The sequence below is a fragment of the Armatimonadota bacterium genome, from assembly GCA_039679645.1.
GTDB lineage: Bacteria > Armatimonadota > UBA5829 > UBA5829 > UBA5829 > UBA5829.
The window spans coordinates 31,897-49,128 of sequence record JBDKUO010000042.1 but is presented as its reverse complement, the minus strand read 5'-3'; the positions used below and the strand labels follow the sequence as shown (position 1 = coordinate 49,128).

The 17,232-nt window shown below is 50.9% G+C and carries 14 protein-coding genes and 1 tRNA gene; 5 read left to right on the top strand and 10 right to left on the bottom strand.

Annotated elements, in window-relative coordinates; all coding sequences use genetic code 11:
- Window positions 1-199: 199 nt before the first annotated feature.
- Window positions 200-276 (top strand) — tRNA-Glu (locus ABFD83_08875).
- A gap of 301 nt (window positions 277-577) precedes the next feature.
- On the opposite strand, the gene ABFD83_08870 is transcribed toward ABFD83_08875, so the two are convergent.
- On the bottom strand, window positions 578-1,798 hold the full coding sequence (locus ABFD83_08870) for a sigma-70 family RNA polymerase sigma factor (GenBank protein ID MEN6357181.1): 1,221 nt from the start codon (window positions 1,796-1,798) through the stop codon (window positions 578-580).
- Between the two features lie 215 nt (window positions 1,799-2,013).
- Between ABFD83_08870 and ABFD83_08865 the strand changes: the two genes are divergently transcribed.
- On the top strand, window positions 2,014-2,928 hold the full coding sequence (locus ABFD83_08865) for a hypothetical protein (GenBank protein MEN6357180.1): 915 nt from the start codon (window positions 2,014-2,016) through the stop codon (window positions 2,926-2,928).
- Between the two features lie 197 nt (window positions 2,929-3,125).
- Here ABFD83_08865 and ABFD83_08860 read toward each other — a convergent pair whose 3' ends face one another.
- A complete protein-coding gene (locus ABFD83_08860) occupies window positions 3,126-5,063 on the bottom strand; it encodes an S-layer homology domain-containing protein (GenBank protein ID MEN6357179.1) in 1,938 nt (645 codons plus the stop codon).
- 544 nt (window positions 5,064-5,607) lie between these two features.
- Here ABFD83_08860 and ABFD83_08855 point away from each other — a divergent pair.
- Complete coding sequence (locus ABFD83_08855) at window positions 5,608-6,306, top strand: PEP-CTERM sorting domain-containing protein (GenBank protein MEN6357178.1); 699 nt, start codon at window positions 5,608-5,610, stop codon at window positions 6,304-6,306.
- 296 nt (window positions 6,307-6,602) lie between these two features.
- Complete coding sequence (locus ABFD83_08850) at window positions 6,603-7,337, top strand: PEP-CTERM sorting domain-containing protein (GenBank protein ID MEN6357177.1); 735 nt, start codon at window positions 6,603-6,605, stop codon at window positions 7,335-7,337.
- Window positions 7,338-7,431: 94 nt separating this feature from the next.
- Here the strand turns inward: ABFD83_08850 and serC are convergent, their stop codons facing one another.
- The 4 genes from serC to ABFD83_08830 all read right to left on the bottom strand — a co-directional run bounded on the left by serC (window position 7,432) and on the right by ABFD83_08830 (window position 12,583).
- Complete coding sequence (gene serC / locus ABFD83_08845) at window positions 7,432-8,514, bottom strand: 3-phosphoserine/phosphohydroxythreonine transaminase (protein ID MEN6357176.1); 1,083 nt, start codon at window positions 8,512-8,514, stop codon at window positions 7,432-7,434.
- Between the two features lie 158 nt (window positions 8,515-8,672).
- Entirely contained in the window at window positions 8,673-9,104 is a 432-nt protein-coding gene (gene fabZ / locus ABFD83_08840; protein MEN6357175.1) for a 3-hydroxyacyl-ACP dehydratase FabZ, read from the bottom strand.
- 230 nt (window positions 9,105-9,334) lie between these two features.
- The gene (locus ABFD83_08835) at window positions 9,335-10,330 is read right to left on the bottom strand and encodes a uroporphyrinogen decarboxylase family protein (GenBank protein MEN6357174.1); all 996 of its coding nucleotides are present in this window, start codon (window positions 10,328-10,330) and stop codon (window positions 9,335-9,337) included.
- Window positions 10,331-10,432: 102 nt separating this feature from the next.
- The gene (locus ABFD83_08830; GenBank protein ID MEN6357173.1) at window positions 10,433-12,583 is read right to left on the bottom strand and encodes a sugar-binding domain-containing protein; all 2,151 of its coding nucleotides are present in this window, start codon (window positions 12,581-12,583) and stop codon (window positions 10,433-10,435) included.
- Between the two features lie 450 nt (window positions 12,584-13,033).
- Between ABFD83_08830 and ABFD83_08825 the strand changes: the two genes are divergently transcribed.
- Complete coding sequence (locus tag ABFD83_08825; protein ID MEN6357172.1) at window positions 13,034-13,543, top strand: GNAT family N-acetyltransferase; 510 nt, start codon at window positions 13,034-13,036, stop codon at window positions 13,541-13,543.
- A 32-nt stretch (window positions 13,544-13,575) separates the two neighbouring features.
- Here ABFD83_08825 and ABFD83_08820 read toward each other — a convergent pair whose 3' ends face one another.
- The 4 genes from ABFD83_08820 to ABFD83_08805 all read right to left on the bottom strand — a co-directional run bounded on the left by ABFD83_08820 (window position 13,576) and on the right by ABFD83_08805 (window position 17,180).
- A complete protein-coding gene (locus tag ABFD83_08820; protein ID MEN6357171.1) occupies window positions 13,576-14,586 on the bottom strand; it encodes a Gfo/Idh/MocA family oxidoreductase in 1,011 nt (336 codons plus the stop codon).
- Between the two features lie 27 nt (window positions 14,587-14,613).
- Window positions 14,614-15,318 carry a sugar transferase gene (locus tag ABFD83_08815; protein ID MEN6357170.1) on the bottom strand — a complete coding sequence of 235 codons (705 nt, stop codon included), beginning with the start codon at window positions 15,316-15,318 and terminating at the stop codon, window positions 14,614-14,616.
- 105 nt (window positions 15,319-15,423) lie between these two features.
- Window positions 15,424-16,521 (bottom strand): DegT/DnrJ/EryC1/StrS family aminotransferase, encoded by a 1,098-nt coding sequence (locus tag ABFD83_08810; protein MEN6357169.1) that lies wholly within the window; start codon window positions 16,519-16,521, stop codon window positions 15,424-15,426.
- Between the two features lie 2 nt (window positions 16,522-16,523).
- A complete protein-coding gene (locus ABFD83_08805) occupies window positions 16,524-17,180 on the bottom strand; it encodes a DapH/DapD/GlmU-related protein (protein MEN6357168.1) in 657 nt (218 codons plus the stop codon).
- Window positions 17,181-17,232: the final 52 nt, after the last annotated feature.

Sequence of the window (17,232 nt, the reverse complement as noted above, 5' to 3'; positions counted from 1 at the left end):
GCGCTGGAAGAGGCACGGAATCGAGACAATCGCACATTTGCGCTCTGCAGTGCTTAATAAAAGAACTGGCAATATATTAGAGGCTGCCAAAATTGCAGCGTGATTCCGTAAATCTGACATGCACCCGAGGCAGAGGCAACGCGAACTATTGACAAGTTCCTTATGTGTTTGCTATACTCTCAATGCAATTCCACAATGTGGCCCCGTCGTCTAGCGGTCCAGGATGCATGGTTCTCAGCCATGAGATCACGGGTTCGAACCCCGTCGGGGCTACCAAATGTAAAGCGGAAAACCTTCTCTTGTAGGGTTTTCCGCTTTTTAATTCTTCATCGCCCACGACCGATCCACAGCGCACCTGAGTTCAGTTTTTGCTAAGGACGAGTTCGCGACAACAGCCTTGCGACCGGACTTCCTCCACACACATCACCTATAGTTTCCGTTCTTTGCCCTTGGTTCGAATTTGTGGAATGCAAGAGACAGCCTCTGACCTGTGTATTTCGTATCAGACTCGTCTTAGCTTGCGAAACTTGCGTTGTTTTTACCCGAGTATTAAGCCCTCTAACGATCGCCAGATGATCTACAGCCGGTAGTCCAAATGCACCTCGAATTGCCAGCGCGAATCATCGCCGTTAATTAGCTCGATAGGCTCCAGCATTGCCCGCCACGTGAGCGATGTCCTGCCTCCGCTGGTGGTGTGTTTCTGCGGGCTGGGATTGACTCCGATGAGCTTGGCTCCCTTTGGCAGCCTGAGAGTAACCACAAGCAAGCCTTGACTCTTTGGAAACGGCGAGTGCTTATGGTGATAGTGCCAAGAGCCATCATCGCGCTTGTGAGCATTCCAGTGAGAGCCGAAAGGCGGACATGCTACATACATTGCCTCCACCATCCCACCCATGGGCACCGGGTTCGGCAAGTCACCCTCAAGTCTACGCAAGCCTGCCGGAGCTGGCTTTGCAAGCCAGTGTATCTGGGCGGGTTCACTTTGCAGGGCAAGATATTCAACGCTCCAATCATTCCACATCAACCACCGCCAGGTATACAGGGGATCATGATGTTCATTAATATGCTTGACCCACGCGTAGCGGGTTGTGTGTCCATGTTCGTCGAGTTCGACCAATGTGAGTATGCGGTAGTCTCCTTCGATAGTGTCAAGGAGCCTGCTCAGCCTGCGAAACTCCGACAGCACCTTCCTGCAGGATGGACAGAACTTGATATGGGATTTAATCTCCTCCATCTCATGAGCTGGGAGTGAGTTGTAAAGCCAGTCCAATACTTTAAGACCACTCAACTCATTGCACTCGACTGCGTATGTTTTGTCCCAACCGATCATGTCCCTGACCTTACACATAGCACGCCACACCCTGTGTTTGGCAATATTAGGAGTACAGGAGAGATAGTTACCGATATCGCGATAATCGCAACCACCATAATGCTTCATGATCAAGGCCTGGCGAAGCTCAGGTTGAAGGGTAGAAATGGCTTCCCGAATCACAAGGAGAGAAAGGTAGTCATCCGAGCCAACGCCGATCTCGGTGCTCGGGTAATTATCGATCTTGTCCAGGCTCTCTTCGGAGTTGAAATATTTTCGTCGAGCATATGAATAGTATACATTCCTGGCAATAGTAGCAAGCCAGGAATGCAGACCTTCGCCCCTATAGCTCGAAAACCCAGCACGGGCCTTTAGGTATGTCTCTTGAAGGCAGTCCTCCACAATATCTACATCACAAGCGATTGAGAGCAAAACTAGGCGAACATGACTGCAGTGTGATTCCCAGACCTGCTCAAACTCCTCACTCAACAGTACAATCCTCCTACAATCGACAAATGATGTATATATTATAGACGCGGCGAGTTGACGTTTAGGCGCGATTCTGCGCCGCAATTTATTCTAGAAAAATTTATCTAGTAACGCGCAACCATCGCGCCTGCAGACGCATCTAGTTGATAGAGGCATACATTCAGTATATCGCCCGGAAGCTTCTTAATTACATTGCTCTAGGAGGAAAAAGACAAATGAAACTAATCAAGATATTTCTATTTACTGCATGTGTATTGATGGTCTCCCTACCGGCGGTCGCAAAAGAGATTCTGGTCATGCAGGAACAAGGAGGATTTGCTAAGTATGATCCATCCACAGGTGCTCTGATCGGCAGGGTCAAATGCACAACCGGATATATGGTATCCGGAACTCAGGGCACTTTATATACATCTGTCAACTACGAACTAAAGGCGATAAATCTGGATGACGGCCAGGTTCTGCGCTCGTACGTGCTCCCGACAGGTTACGGAACAGAAATAGGTGGGCTCGCACTCGGCCCGGACGGCTGTGCTTATGCAACTCAGCGCTACAACAACAGAATTATCCAGGTTAATCTGAACACGGGCTTAGTCAGTGCAGTGCCTCTAAACACATCCATTTATGAACCTACAGGCCTAACATTTGGGGCTGATGGTGATTTGTATGTGTGTGAGGGCAGTTGGTCCTCGGCGGATGTGGTTTTCCGCTATAACGTAGCCACGGGAAATCTGGTGGAAAAGTATGCGGGCACAAAAGACCTAGTCGTCCCTCGGCAGTTGATAACAGCCCCATCAGGAGGCATTTATGCCCTAAACCAGTGCGCATTCGGCCTTTATAAACTGAACAGGTCTACAAAGCAGTTCTATGAGGCAATTGCACCTCCACTCAATAACTATGGTTTTGACTCAGTTGCTTTCACCGCAAACGGAGACTTGTTCCTGAACCACTACCTGTCGGCAGGTGCCAATAGTAAGTTGGCCAGGTACAACTGGAACACTGGAGAGTTCATAGACCTTGCCCCATACACAGGCAGGTTTGTGGTAGCTAATACAGTCCCCGAACCAGGCACATGCATAACATTGCTCTGCGCACTGGCTGGTGCATCTCTGGCCCTGCGAAAACGATGTTAGCAGGCTTACGGAGTTAAAGCAGATTCAAGAAAGTGTGCAATCAATTTCGCAAAAAAAGCGAGAAACTATCTCTGCGATGGTTTCTCGCTTTTTGCCTTTTTGGAACCAAATTGCCGGGATACTGCCTCCCGGCGTGTAATCAATATGTTTCAGATTCTTTTTTCATCCAGGCACGACGTCCGAAAGGATATTGACTTCTAGAACGACACTCCGAACTGGACCACTCCCTCTCCGGCACGGTAGGTATCGGGTCCATAGGCAAAGGTCGTCCCGACAGGATTACTGCCGCCGTCATAATTGATGTACTGATAGCCTACGTTGAACGCCGTGTTCGGGTTCAGCTTATAGGCCCAGCCGATTGTCAGATATGTCTCGGTGGCGTCATTCAGGGCAGCAGAATCGGGACTGAATCGCACCCATTGATAGCCCAACGCAAGCGAGTTGGCTTTGGACAGGCCCCACTGCAGGCCGCCCTCGGCCTTGATAATCTTGTCATCTTGCGTCAGAGCAGTATTCCCAGTGACTGTTGACGGGTCCTTCACTGTCAGGTACTCCCCATTGGCCACAAAATTCAAATTGCCCATAAGCGGATACATAAAATCAGCATATGGACCCTTGATATTTACGGGATTGGCCCAGTGGCCTATTTTATCCCAGAAGCCGGCGGCGGTGAAGTTGCGACCGATAGACTTGTAGCCCGCGCGTACACCCAGTTTGCCGACATTAGCGCCAAACCTGCCATCCCAGGCTGTGGCGTCATCATTTACATCGGTGACTCCGGCTGCGCCTTTGCGGACAAGCGCATCGCTCTGAGTCCAACTACCAGCAAAGTTGAATATACCGACAGGCACAGACAAGTCTGCGCCGTATACTCTGGCTTGATCGTAGTTTGCAAGATCATTGAACTCGTCCTGAGACCATGCCTGATAGAATGTAAAGCCCGCTTTTCCGCTCCATGGAATACCTAACACAGCGCGACCGCCCGCGGTTTGCGAGATCAGTTGGGTCAGCCCACCAACTGCATTACCTCCGACCTGGTTGAAAGTGCCGATGTCGTTTCTCGGCTGGCCGGTCAGGCCGTTGACCAGATAATCGTTCTGGTTGTTTTTTGCAGCGAACAGAGTGATGTCCACCCCGCCGAAGTTGTTCATCAGGCTGATACCGTCCATAGGATAGTAGCCGTCATCGGTCTTCAGGATCGTCGTATAAGAATCTACATCGATTTTCTTAAGTGTATACGGAGTAAATTGAAGCGGAAAACGTCCGGCTTTTACGGCACCGGTGCAGATTCCAGCGTCAATATATGCATAGTATGGGAAGAACGCATCCACGAACTGGTGTTCCAGCGTACCGACCGTTCTCGAATCCTCTCTGGATGTCTGACGGACGCCGTCAACATAGTCGTCAACCGCAACCAGATAGTTCAGGTAGTTGCCATAGTCGATAGTTGCGTTAGCAGTGGTATTGCAGTTGATGCGTCCCACGACATTGAGATCGAAATCACGCACCACGCCTATCGTACGGCCCAGGGTGGCCGTGAACGGTATCGTTCTGTTATCGAGGTCCACTGCAGGCACAACGCCGCTTCGGTGATCATTAGCGATTGCAAACACATTGGCGTCACCCGTTATCTTCACCCTTCGGGCCTCGGCTTCCAGCACAGCGACCCGGCAGGAAAGATCAGCTACCTGCGTTTTCAACGTGTCTACATCAACACCCAGTGCAGCAAGTTCATCTTTGAATTCGTCAACGAGTTTGCGCACGCACTCCAGGTCTTCTTTGCTCGCAAGACTAGCCAGGCTCTGAGATGGGGGGATCTCACTCTTCCTGGCATAATCCTTAAGGGCATTGTCAAGCTCTTCCTGCGTAACGAACTTGCCCCTCTCACCCGGAACCAACTGCGGTATATACTGAACGAGGCGTGCAATAGCGGCAGCGAACTCATAGCGAGTAATTGCTCTCTTGCCGCCGAACGTTCCGTCCGGGTAGCCGAGTATAATCCCGTCATCTACGAGTGTCCTTACTGCGTCGTATGCCCAGTGATCGGTGGGCACATCGGTGAAAGCCTGCTGAGCATAAATGGGAGCGGCGCACAGCAGCAATATCACCACTATCAGATATGTTGTCTTGTTCATCTTTTCCTCCGTTCCAATCTCAAGCATGGACCCTCTTACTCGGCCAAATGCAAAAAGTCGCCATGTTGCCTGTTTGCATACGGTCTGTAACTTGGACCATGGCTCGGTTGTATATTCGCGAGTGGCGCATATCGAAAATCACCTCCAATCCGCACGTGCCATGTGCCGCGCGCAATGCCCGCTTTGGAGATAATTACCCGCCCAGCGCGATATTCGACCATGTTTTTGTTGGGAAAAGTCGCAAAATAAACATACGCAGCATTAATAAATTTTGAGGGATGCACCTAAATTTGGTGTGGGTATTCGGAGTATTCCCAGCCATTGTGTATTATGCTGAAAACGCCAATGATATAATGCCGGCAATAATACCTGTTTTTAATTATTTGAGTTGACATTTTAGTGATATTGTCTTACTATTCGGATTAATACTGCGGTTCAATTGAACTAACAGTTTGCCAGCTTCAATCTTGCTTGTCCGCCTAGGCCGAGGGCCACCTAAGGAGCAAGCAGAACAAGCCGCACACACATCAAGAGGAGAAAAGTCATGAAAAAGGTATTTGTACTAACGTGTATTTGTGCCATGCTTTTAATTGCAGGAACTATGGCGCAGGCAATGAATGTCAACTTCTATATCGACACCGCCCCTAATGCATCTGCTGCATATGCAGCATGGAAGACAGATGCATATGCTGCCGCTGCAGCCGGGACATACGTCAATATGCGAAGCGGTGCGCACCCTGGAACAAATCTCTTCGATCCGCTGGAGTCAATAGTCTACAGCACCGGAGACCTGGGTCATTTTGTTCAGTGGGTTTTCTGGATTCCCGATAAAACAGTCACTGATCTCACGGGCAACATCCAGTATAGATATACCTACAATTGGGACGGAACAGAAGCTACTACAACTTGGCGTACGACTGTCCCCAGTATGATAAACTATGGCACAGGAGTTGTGGGAACTTTTGGATGCGCTAATTGGGCCGTTGACGACAGCGCTGCTCCATTTGATACTGGTGGAACACCATATGACGAAACGGACGCAGCAGACATAGCCACTGTTGCCGCTCAAATGGTAGCCTGCAATGGATATTCCGCAGCCGAGCTACAGGTCCGAGACTCGTCTGAAAGCGCATGGCAGTCACAAACACTGACCGGGTATGTGGCCACCCCCGAGCCGACAAGTATAATGGCGCTCCTGGTCGGCATCGGCAGCATTGCCGGATATCGAAGATTCCGAAAGTAAACATGCCACATATAGGGTCCCATGTTCGTCGGGAAACATTACCATTAATAACAGTGCCGGGAGTCGAAAGATTCTCGGCATTTTCTATACCCAACCGTTCGCATTTACGTCTAATGTATGCAATTATATCTAACATGCTGTAACATCATTTTCGGTATTATTACCTGATTTTGCTTCATGTGTTGACTTTACAATGATTTGCAGCTACAATACGTAACGTTTCTGTTGACGACCGGGCTTATATATTATCCGGCGATCAAACAGAAGATGCCACACACACTAAAGGAGGAGAAGTTATGAAAAAGATCAGCGTAGTAGTGTGCATTTGCGTCCTGCTTCTGGTCACAGTCGCAGCTGCACAGGCAGTGGATGTCCATATGTATATAGACACCGGTCCCGATGGGTGGAATTCAACCCTGTTTTCTGCTTGGACGCCGAGCGCATTTGCCGCGGCAGCAAACGGCACATACACAAACATGGGCGGCGGCGCACACCCGGGGACAACGATCTTCAATGCGCAAGAGGCCATAGTCTACAGCACCGGAGACAACGGCAGCATGCTTTTGTGGACATTCTGGATCCCAGGGAAAACCATTGCCGCACTCAGTGGCAATGTCCAGTTTCGCTATAATTACGACTGGGAAGGAACCGCTTACAGCACGAGTTGGTCGCAGATAACAACTGGGACCACGTTCCCGTTTTGGACGGAATATACAAATTCGAGCAACGTCAGCGGTGTGGTAGGCACAATAGGTTGCAGTTGGTGGGCAAACGACAACTACGCCAATCCGCTCGACACCGGCGGAACCAAGTATGATGAGACCGATGCTGCGGACGTTGCAGCTCTTGCCCAGGAGATGATCACGTATCAGACTTATTTCGGCGCTGATCTTCAGGTTAGGGAAGACGCCAACAGCGCATGGGAGACTACCTCTGTCACCGGACAACTGGCAGTCCCCGAACCGACAAGCATAATGGCTCTTCTGGCCGGTCTAGGCGGCATTGTCGGATATCGAAGATTCCGAAAGTAAACTCTAAGATCAGCATAACTGATTTTGGCAAATAAACAGGGCCGGGGAAAGATTCTCCGGCCCATCATGTTATCTAGCTTGTTTCTAACACCGCTTAGCCGTTTGCAGACTCAAAGTCCTTCATAAAGTCTACCAGGGCATCGATAGCCTCCATCGGGACGGCGTTATAGATGCTTGCGCGGATACCGCCGACCGAGCGGTGACCCTTAAGACCGATCATGCCCGCCTTCTTTGCTTCGCTCACAAACTTCTCTTCAAGCTCCTCGCTCGGCAGTCTCCAGACCACGTTCATGATCGAGCGGCTGGCTTTGTCTGTCGGAGCGGTCCAGAAGTTGCTGGAATCAAGCAGCGAATAGAGCTTACCAGCCTTCTGCTCGTTGGTCTTCTGAAGAGCGGCTATCCCACCTATCGAGGCAACCCAGTCGGTAATGAGCTTGACTATATATATGCCCCAGGTGTTAGGCGTATTGTAAAGGCTGCCCTCTTCGGCATGAGTCTTGTATCGCAGGATAATAGGCACACTGTCGGGAGTGCGCTCGATCAGGTCTCTGCGAATAATAACCAGCGCGAGGCCGGACGGTCCGATATTTTTCTGAGCACCCGCATAGATCATTCCAAACTGATTAACATCTATAACCCGGCTCATGATCTCGCTGGACATGTCGGCAATGAGCGGCGCGTCGGTCTTAGGAAAGACAGGATAACGTATGCCGCCGATGGTCTCATTCGAGCATATGTGAACGTACTGGGCATCCGCGCTGAACTTCAGCTCCTCGGGTTTTGGAGCGCGCATATATTTTTCTTCCTTGCCGGACCAGACCACATTGCAAGCGCCGTCACCGACTTTGGCTTCTTTTATTGCCTTTGAAGCCCAACTTCCGGTATCGACATAATCAGCGCTCTTGCCCGGTGCGCGAAGGTTCATGGGTATCATCGCGAACTGCAGACTTGCCCCACCCTGCATAAAGAGCACAGCATAGTCGTCAGAGACGCCCATCAGCTTGCGAACGCCCGCCTCTGCAGATTCGATGATCTCCTTGAACTCTTTACTGCGGTGGCTCATCTCCATCACGGACATGCCGCTGCCCGCGATATCCAGAAGCTCGCTCTGCGCCTTTTCAAGAACCGGCAGCGGCAGCGCCGCAGGTCCCGCATTGAAATTGTAGATTCGTGCCATTTTTGTTCCTCGCATATGTCAAAGAGTTAGTAGCCAAGAAGATGAACTGCTTACACTGTGGATATTAGGCGGGGAGACATAAAAACCCTTCTTCTTCCGCTCAAGTTCCAAGTAGGGAGACGACTTTCCCATCCCGCTTCGGGAGGGGAGCAGGCTAACTAATAGTCCACCAGTGCGCAGGTTAATATACCACGACAGACGAGTTCGCCTTCAACGCGTGACTCGGCTTTGATCTTCCATATGCCGCGCCTGCCGGAGAGCAGCTCGACCTTAGTAACGACCTTGTCTCCCGGCACCGCATTGCGCTTGAATCGGACGTCATCTATCGCAGCAAACATAGCCAGCTTGTTTTCGACCTCAGGCTTATTCAACAGCAGATAGCAGCCGACCTGGGCCATATGCTCGACCAGTAACGCCCCCGGAAAGATAGCCTGGCCGGGCATATGACCCTGAAGTATCTTTTCATTTGCGGTAATATTCTTTATCCCGGTACAAGCAGTGCCCTCTTCGTTGACCTCTATAATGCGGTCCACCAGCAGAAACGGATAGCGATGCGGGATTGTATCTCTAATCTGTTCTATGTCTATCATGCTCTCTCCCGGATTGTCGGCTAGCGAGATACGGTTGCCATATATTCGTAAAGCTCCTGTTCAAGGAGAACTGCCTCATCTTATGATATGCGTCCACGCTCTCCGGCGGCATCCTTGACCATGGTGGTAGTTTCGATTCAGGGACTCCTCCGACCACACCTTGCGTATCTGCCAGCGCTTTGGCGTATCTCTCAATTATTACTTTGCTGTATCTTTATCCATACTTATTACTACTCACACGCCTTGATGCAATACTCCTTCAGAACGCGCAGATAAGTTCGATAGTCTTCCAGCGAAACCTCCGGCGGAGTCTGATGGTCTACAGAGGGTATGAACCCTCCCTGCCGCATCACAGGCAGCAGCCGGTCAAACTCCTGCCTGATCCTGCCCTCACCCAGATGCATTATAGTCTTGTCATACGCGCCGATCATATTCAGCATCGGGTGATCAATTCTGAGCTGGGCGACATCCACCCCGGCCATCCTCTCAAGAGGCAGCAGACCGCGCACACCTACGCTTGTAAACCATTCCGCCGGGACAGTCACGTCGCCATCGGTATCCACAAACGGCACAATCTCTCGCTCCAGAAGCATGGGTACGACTCGTCGATAGTATGGAGCCATAAACTCTTCGAACTGGTCATGTGAGAGCATCGGGCCATGGTTATACGACATATCCTCAGCAAATGTCATGAAGTCCGGCGTGCATATCTCGCAGAACTGCTCAATCACTCTAATCTGATAAGCCAACAAGTCCTCGTTGATCTGCTTCATAAGATCCGGCTGGTCGTAAAAGGCATACAGGTGCGGTTCGATCCCGAAAAGCACGCGCGGAAACCAGAAGAAACCTTCCAGAGTAATCCATACAGCCAGTTCGCCGCGCTTTTGCCGCTCTGCCCAGCTTCTGACCACATCACGGTCAAAAGCATTCTCGGGATACAGAAACGGCTTGATCCGAAGGTAATCGTCGCGGTCATTTATTATAGGCATGCCATGGCCTGAGGGCTGCGGGCAATCCGGTCCGCATGTAAAAATCCAATACTGCTGATGAGGATCCAGCCCAAAGTAAGCGTGAATGTCGCCGCCGTCGCGCAACTCGGCAGGCAGACCCTCACCATGCCACCTGTCGATTGTCTTATCCCACCATGTCGCCCATTCGACCATTGGCAAACGGTCGACAGGTTGAAAATCCAGAACACGTTTGAACCTGTCACGATTGGTTATCATACGACTGACCCCTGGGACTTAAGTCCCACATACATAGGTCCGGGATTAAATCCCGGACCAACAGAAATTATATATTTTCTATTGCCTGGTGTTTGTTACCTGTTACTTGTCTTTTGCAAGCAGTGCCAGGTCTATAAACTGACCGCCCCAGTTCTGCCAGCAGTGAACAGCAATCACATTCTTGCCGGACCTGAGTGCTTTCTTGACGGCAGAGGCAACGTTTATCCCGATATAGCCGTCGCTCCATCCCTTGGCCTGCCAGACGCACTCACCGTTGAGATATACTTGAGTGTCATCATCATAATGGATCGCGAGCATGGCATCTTTGATATTGGCGTCGCTGACATCAAAAGCCTGTCGAAGCCAGATGTCTTTGCTTGTCCATGGCGTGCCGATATAGAGCTCCCACTTGTCTTTCCTGCCGAATGCTCCTTGGCCTACTTGCCATGCATTATCATCAAAACCAGGATTCATCCAATTATCAGCAGGCTTATCAAAGCTGTAGCGCCATGCTTTTGCCATATTGCCGTCCTGAAATGCCCCCACCAGTATGTCCCAGTCATCATCCACCGTCTTCTCAGAGACATTGATCGGCGGATTTTTCTCGTAGTTGGCCTTGCGTGCGTTTATCCGCTTGATCCTGGCTATATCGAACTTGGGCTTGCGATCATACGTGTAGATACCATTATGCTCCTGCTCGACATCGGTGAGCTGCGTATAGCAGAACCCGAAGTGCGTGCTGTCCAGCAATGCGTCCGTCAGGCCTTTATATCTGGTGTAGAACTCTTCCAAATCTTTGGGAGCCTGTCCGTATCCCCAGCCGCCTCCGGCTAGTTCCCAGCCGATGCCTCCATATTCGCTTACAAAGAAAGGCAGCCTGGCTCTGAGTTTTGAAGTTCCATAGCGCTTCGGCAAACCACCGTTCTCACCCGCAAACGCATCGACCCAGCGTCCCCTGAATGTATCCGGGTTCTGATCATAGTCATGGGCGTCAAGGACCTCGGGGTCAGTCAGACCATGCGACCAGCCGCTGGAATCTATAACCGGGCGCGAGGGGTCTATTGCACGAGTAATGTTTACCACACTGTTTTGAAGAGGAACCGCATCGCCAGGGCTTTCGTTGAACGGACACCAGCCGACTATCGAAGGATGGTTGCGGTCGCGGCGGACAACCTGCACCCACTCGTCAACTACGTTCAAATTGATCTCCGGCTTGGAGTAGTTAAGGCCCCAACAAGGGAACTCACCCCATGTTATGTAGCCCAGCTTATCGGCCCAGTAGTGATATCTGGGATCGAAGACCTTCTGATGGAGCCTTGCGCCGTTAAATCCGGCCGCCTGCGACATCTCGATATCATGACGCAGAGCCTCATCAGTCGGAGCGGTCCAGATTCCGTCGGGATAGAAACCCTGATCCAGAACAGTTCTCTGGAACACCGGTCTGTCGTTAATAAGAATGGCTGCGCCCTGTATTGAAACCTTTCGCAGTCCGAAATACGAATCCAGCTTGTCGACCACATCTTTGCCGCGCAGAAGAGTAAACTTCAAATCATACAGAAATGGGTCCTCAATGGACCACAGATGCTTCTTGGCAAGATTGAGCACCAAATAATTGTCTCGCCAATCGGCCGTAGTAGTCGCGCTGCCCACGAGCTTACCTCCGGCGTATGCGTCGACCTTGAGCTTCATGCCCTTGCTCAGTCCGTCAATCTCGGCCTGAATCAATGCTCTGGAGTTGTCCGGGTCGGACTCCAATTTGAAATCTTTGATATATGAGGAGCCGACGCCCTCGAGCCATACGCTCTGCCAGATTCCGGTAGTCCTGGTATATACGCAGCCCTGGCTTTCCAGTGATGACGCCTGCTTGCCCAAGGGCTGCAGTCCACTGCGAGTATCATCAAAGGCATGAATAACCACAGTATTCTTGCCTTTGTTGAGGAAACGAGTTATGTCAAACGCAAATGGCGCGCTTCCACCTATATGCTCACCTACAGGTTGCCCATTTATCCAGACACCGGTCCTGTAATCGCTTGCGCCTATATGAAGCAGCGTGCGCGGCGACTTCCAGCCCGACGGCAGCTCAAAAGTCCTGCGATACCACACATTGTTAATAAAGCCCTTGCGTGCCAGCCCCGAAAGCTTACTCTCGCGGCAAAACGGAACGATTATCTTGTCGGGATATGGCTGCTCATCAAGAAATACAGCAGCGTTATCATCGGTCTCAGCAAACTCCCATGTCCCGTTGAGGTTCATCCATTCGGCTCTCCTCATCTGTGGAACTGGATACTCAGGCCGAGGGATCGACTGGGCGCAACATGCGCCGATCGGCATCAGCATGGCGATACAAAAAAAGCACTTTCTGATCACTGTATGTTTTCTCCTTAAGCTGGAAATTCAGACACGACGGATGAGAGCCTATGTCCCCATCCATAACAGCATTCTTTCGCAAGCTGATGCAATCCTTCCTTTTTTGCACAAGCACTTATTAAAAGCTTGCTTCATTCATCAGCGGGACCGCAACCATGTTACATACAGTTAGTTTGCTGCGTTATCAGCACAATTCAGCAAGTTTTGAGCCTAATGTTCCTGTAATGGTGACTTGTTACATGAGCACTAGCGCCGTCTGCCGGAAGACGGAGGAATAGCGGGTCGGAATGTGTAAGCGGGTAGTACTCCATCAAGTGCGAAAGGAGTAGATCGGCCATGATCGAAATCGTAGTAGCACCCGAGGAGAGCAAAGAAAAGCTCTGGAAAATGTATCAGGAATACGCTCACGAGCTGTCTGAATACGACCACGAGAAACGCCGCGGCGGAGCATATCACTACCCCTGTTTCGACCACTTCTGGCAAGACGATCACTGCGTGCCGTTTCTGATCCTCTACGACCACGAACCTATAGGTTTTTGCTTTATGCGCGATATCTGCCTGAGCTACCGCATCGATGAGTTCTATATCCGTCCACTCCACCGCAGGCGCAAATTCGGACATCTGGCCGTGGAGAAGGTGAAGGAGCACTGCCGGTCACTCGGCAGACACAAGACTATCATCGCTAATGTCTACGTCAACAACGAACCGGCGCTCGCGTTCTGGAGCTCAGTTGGGTTCAAAGACACCGGCAGGCGTGAGAGGGTGAAAGAACTGAGGCTGGTTGAGATGGAATCGAGCCTGAGAGAAACAGAAAATCCCTCCAGGCTAGATGCCCGGAGGGATTAGAAAATAATCAATATAAAATACTAGATAATAAATCAGATGGATATCTCCATTCCACCGTTGGCGATGGACTCATCCGATGCCGCGAGAATCTTGACCATATTCAGTCCACTCTCGCCTGAACTGCGCGGCTTTTTGCCCGTTTCGCAGCACTCCAAAAAGTGCTTGCACATAACGGAAAGAGGCTCCTGCTCCTGCAGGCGGGGAATATGAATATCTCCGTAGTGATATGAACACAGAAACTCACCGAACGTATCATAGTGCGGCGGGTTGTCCACGCCTTTATCATAGATTTGTATCTTCGCTAAAGGGTCGAGATCGTCATATACCAGCATCTGCTTGGTGCCGACTACGCTCACCGAACGCACCTTGCGCGGGTCGACCCAACTGACATGAATAACGGCGCTCGCATTGTTTTCGCATTTCAACGTCACAAACGCAGCATCCTCGACCTTTGGATGCAGAAGCTTCATGCCGACAGTTCTCACAGTCTTGGGCTTGAGACCCGTAGCATACAAGATCACCGAAAGATCGTGCGGAGCAAGGTCCCACACTACATTGATGTCGCGCTGGAAAATGCCGAGGTTAAGCCTTGCGCAGTGAACATAGAGCACATCGCCCAGTATGCCGCTCTCAATGACTTCTTTCATCTTGTTGACACCGGCGGTATACTCAAACGTGTGGTCCACCATCAGGACTCTGCCGTTTTTCTTTGCCAGATCGACCAGTTCCTGAGCCTCACTGACTTTGGCAGTCAAAGGCTTTTCGACAAGAACGTGCTTACCCGCCTCCAATGCTTTTTTTGCGAGCGGATAGTGCGCCGACACATGTGTGCATACGGCCACAGCGTCTATAGTCGGATCATTAATCAAGTCGTCGAAACTTGTAGTGGTCTTTACATTCGGATATAGGCGGCTCATGTGCGCAAGGCGTTTTTCGTCCTTATCGCAGCAGATTGCCATCTCGCAAGTGGGGATCTGATTGAAGTTTCTAATGATATTGGGACCCCAGTAGCCCGCCCCAACAACGCCTACTTTGATGTTCATTATTTCCCTGCCAGAAGAATTTTTGTTTTAACAGGCTCCTCGTCCGACGATAGCCTTGGTGATGGTGCGAAGCATAATCCTTATGTCGAGTATTACCGACTGATGCTCCAGATACCAGATATCCATCTTCACGCTCTCGTCGAAGGTGACCCTGCTTCGTCCATGGATCTGCCACCAGCCCGTAATTCCCGGCAGACCCTGCAGGCGGCGGCGGTGCCAATCCTGGTACAGGTCCACTTCATAGGGTATGTGCGGCCTCGGGCCGACCATGCTCATGTCGCCCTTGAGCACATTCAACAGTTGCGGCAGTTCGTCAAGACTGGTGCGCCTGAGGAACCTGCCCACCATCGTGACCCGGTCGTCGCAAGTCATTTTATATATCTTTTTTCCGCGCTGGTGGAAGTTTTTAAGCCCTTCCTCATTTCCTTCTATGAAGAACTTCATATACTTGCGATGTGAGCTGTCATCGTTGCCCACACGCATACTGCGGAACTTGTAGAACGTGAATTTCTCCCCTCCCCTGCCGATCCTGGTCTGCTTGAACAAAACCGGGCCGGGGCTGGAAACCTTGATGAACAAAGCTATGATGGCTGCCAGGGGTGCTGCCAACACAAGACCTACAGACGCGGCAATCAGGTCCAATATGCGTTTTGATTTATACTGCCTGATTTTTCTCACGCTGTATACCCGCGTGCCATTCTCCTTTGCAGCGGCGCCCTCCACCGTTGCCATAACGATACTCCCTCTCCTTTTCATCATCCTGCCAGATAATAGCTCCGCTCTACGGCGGACTTTTCATTTAGTATTGAGTAATTTATATTTGTTATTTAGTTGGTATTAGACAGCTTGCTTGATTACTTCAGCGGCTTCCGCCACCTGCTCGGGCGTAAGCTCCGGAAACATCGGAATCGACACAATATGCTTTGCATAATTCTCGGCTACGGGGTTGTCACCCACCTTGCCGCCAAGGGAGCTGAATGCAGGCTGAAGATGCAAAGGCAGCGGATAGTGTATACCACAACCGATACCATTCTCTTTAAGCTTGGCCATGAACGCATCTCTGTTTGCCGCGCGCACTACATATACATAATATGAGTGCTGAGCGTAGGGCTTCTCAGTCGGTAAGACAAGCCCTTCAACGTCCGAGAGCAGTTCCCGATATGCCTTTGCATGCGCGCGCCTTGCTTCGACCCATTTATCCAGATATTTGAGCTTCACTCTCAGTATGGCTGCCTGCATGCCATCCAGTCTTGAGTTATACCCGATAATCGCATGTTCATACCACGTCGTGCGACCATTGTCCCGCAGCAGCTTGACTCTGTCCGCAACCTCATCTGAGTTCGTCATCACCATACCGGCGTCGCCATATGCGCCGAGAGTCTTGCTCGGATAAAAACTAAAGCCCGCCGCGTCACCAATCGAACCGACCTGCCTGCCCTTGTAATGAGTGCCATGCGCCTGGGCGCAGTCCTCAATCACCTTGAGACCACTGCCGCGCGCAATGCTCATAATTGTGTCCATATCAGCGGGGTGTCCGTAGAGGTGCACCGGCATGATGGCCTTTGTCTTGTCGGTGATGGCCGAGCAAATCCTGGCGGGGTCGATGCAATAGGTCTCGGGGTCACAATCGACAAAAACAGGTGTAGCGCCCGTATGCGAAACTGCCGCTGCAGTAGCAATAAACGTGTTCGAAGGAACGATTACTTCGTCGCCCTGGCCGATTCCAAGGCCAAGCAGCGCCAAGAACAAAGCCTCCGTGCCGTTGGCTACTCCTATGCCGTGCTTTGCCCCGCAGTAGGCGGCAAACTCCGACTCGAATTCTTTCATTTCATCGCTGAGAATAAACGCGGTGTTGTCGCAGACATTCTTAATTGCTGCCTCGACCTCTGAAGCGATGGATTTGTGCTGAATTTTAAGATCAATAAGGGGAACCATACTCACCTCTGGTCCTGTAGGGGTTCCATGGAGCCATTTAGGAGTATAGCTTTATATGGCTCATCTGTCAACCCGGACTGACATTTTAAGTCATGAATTGTGCATATTACGCGACCTGGATTGCCGACCACCACCGACCCGGCGGGGATGTCTTTGGTCACAACAGCGCCTGAACCAATTACCGAATGCGCACCGATCCGCACGAATGGAAGGATCGTAACGTTTACGCCGATCTCGACACCTTCTTCGATGTGCGGACCGTGCATACACTGGCCTGAAAATTCGCAGCCGGGGTGGATATCATTGGCTATTGTCACTCCAGGCGCCATAAATGCATTGTCCTCGACTACCGTAAACTGCGCGATATAGCAGTTGCAGTGAATCTTAACGTTGTTGCCGATCTTGCAGCCGTAGTCTATAGTAGTGCAGTTCCATACGTTGAAGCCGTCACCGATCTCACTTTCCTCACGAATCGTGACATTGTGGCCGGTGGCAAGACGGTTTCCTATAGTCGTACCGCCATAGATAACCGTGCCGAAGCGTATGCACGCATCATCACCTATGCGCAGTGTGTGGTCCTTGATCTTGCGGCCCGTCAGATAGCCCAGTTTCACGCCATCATCAATCTCAGCATCCTTGCCCAATATGACCTCAGGCATTCCCAGTCCTCCATAATCTGCTTTGCTTTTTCTCATAACTCGGCATTTTTCA

What these genes read in the sequence shown, in the direction of transcription:
- ABFD83_08865 (MEN6357180.1), top strand. Translation starts at nt 2,014, where the DNA reads ATGAAACTAATCAAGATATTTCTATTTACTGCATGTGTATTGATGGTC.
- ABFD83_08860 (MEN6357179.1), bottom strand. Translation starts at nt 5,063, where the DNA reads ATGAACAAGACAACATATCTGATAGTGGTGATATTGCTGCTGTGCGCC.
- ABFD83_08855 (MEN6357178.1), top strand. Translation starts at nt 5,608, where the DNA reads ATGAAAAAGGTATTTGTACTAACGTGTATTTGTGCCATGCTTTTAATT.
- ABFD83_08850 (MEN6357177.1), top strand. Translation starts at nt 6,603, where the DNA reads ATGAAAAAGATCAGCGTAGTAGTGTGCATTTGCGTCCTGCTTCTGGTC.
- serC (MEN6357176.1), bottom strand. Translation starts at nt 8,514, where the DNA reads ATGGCACGAATCTACAATTTCAATGCGGGACCTGCGGCGCTGCCGCTG.
- fabZ (MEN6357175.1), bottom strand. Translation starts at nt 9,104, where the DNA reads ATGATAGACATAGAACAGATTAGAGATACAATCCCGCATCGCTATCCG.
- ABFD83_08835 (MEN6357174.1), bottom strand. Translation starts at nt 10,330, where the DNA reads ATGATAACCAATCGTGACAGGTTCAAACGTGTTCTGGATTTTCAACCT.
- ABFD83_08830 (MEN6357173.1), bottom strand. Translation starts at nt 12,583, where the DNA reads ATGAACCTCAACGGGACATGGGAGTTTGCTGAGACCGATGATAACGCT.
- ABFD83_08825 (MEN6357172.1), top strand. Translation starts at nt 13,034, where the DNA reads ATGATCGAAATCGTAGTAGCACCCGAGGAGAGCAAAGAAAAGCTCTGG.
- ABFD83_08820 (MEN6357171.1), bottom strand. Translation starts at nt 14,586, where the DNA reads ATGAACATCAAAGTAGGCGTTGTTGGGGCGGGCTACTGGGGTCCCAAT.
- ABFD83_08815 (MEN6357170.1), bottom strand. Translation starts at nt 15,318, where the DNA reads ATGGCAACGGTGGAGGGCGCCGCTGCAAAGGAGAATGGCACGCGGGTA.
- ABFD83_08810 (MEN6357169.1), bottom strand. Translation starts at nt 16,521, where the DNA reads ATGGTTCCCCTTATTGATCTTAAAATTCAGCACAAATCCATCGCTTCA.
- ABFD83_08805 (MEN6357168.1), bottom strand. Translation starts at nt 17,180, where the DNA reads ATGCCTGAGGTCATATTGGGCAAGGATGCTGAGATTGATGATGGCGTG.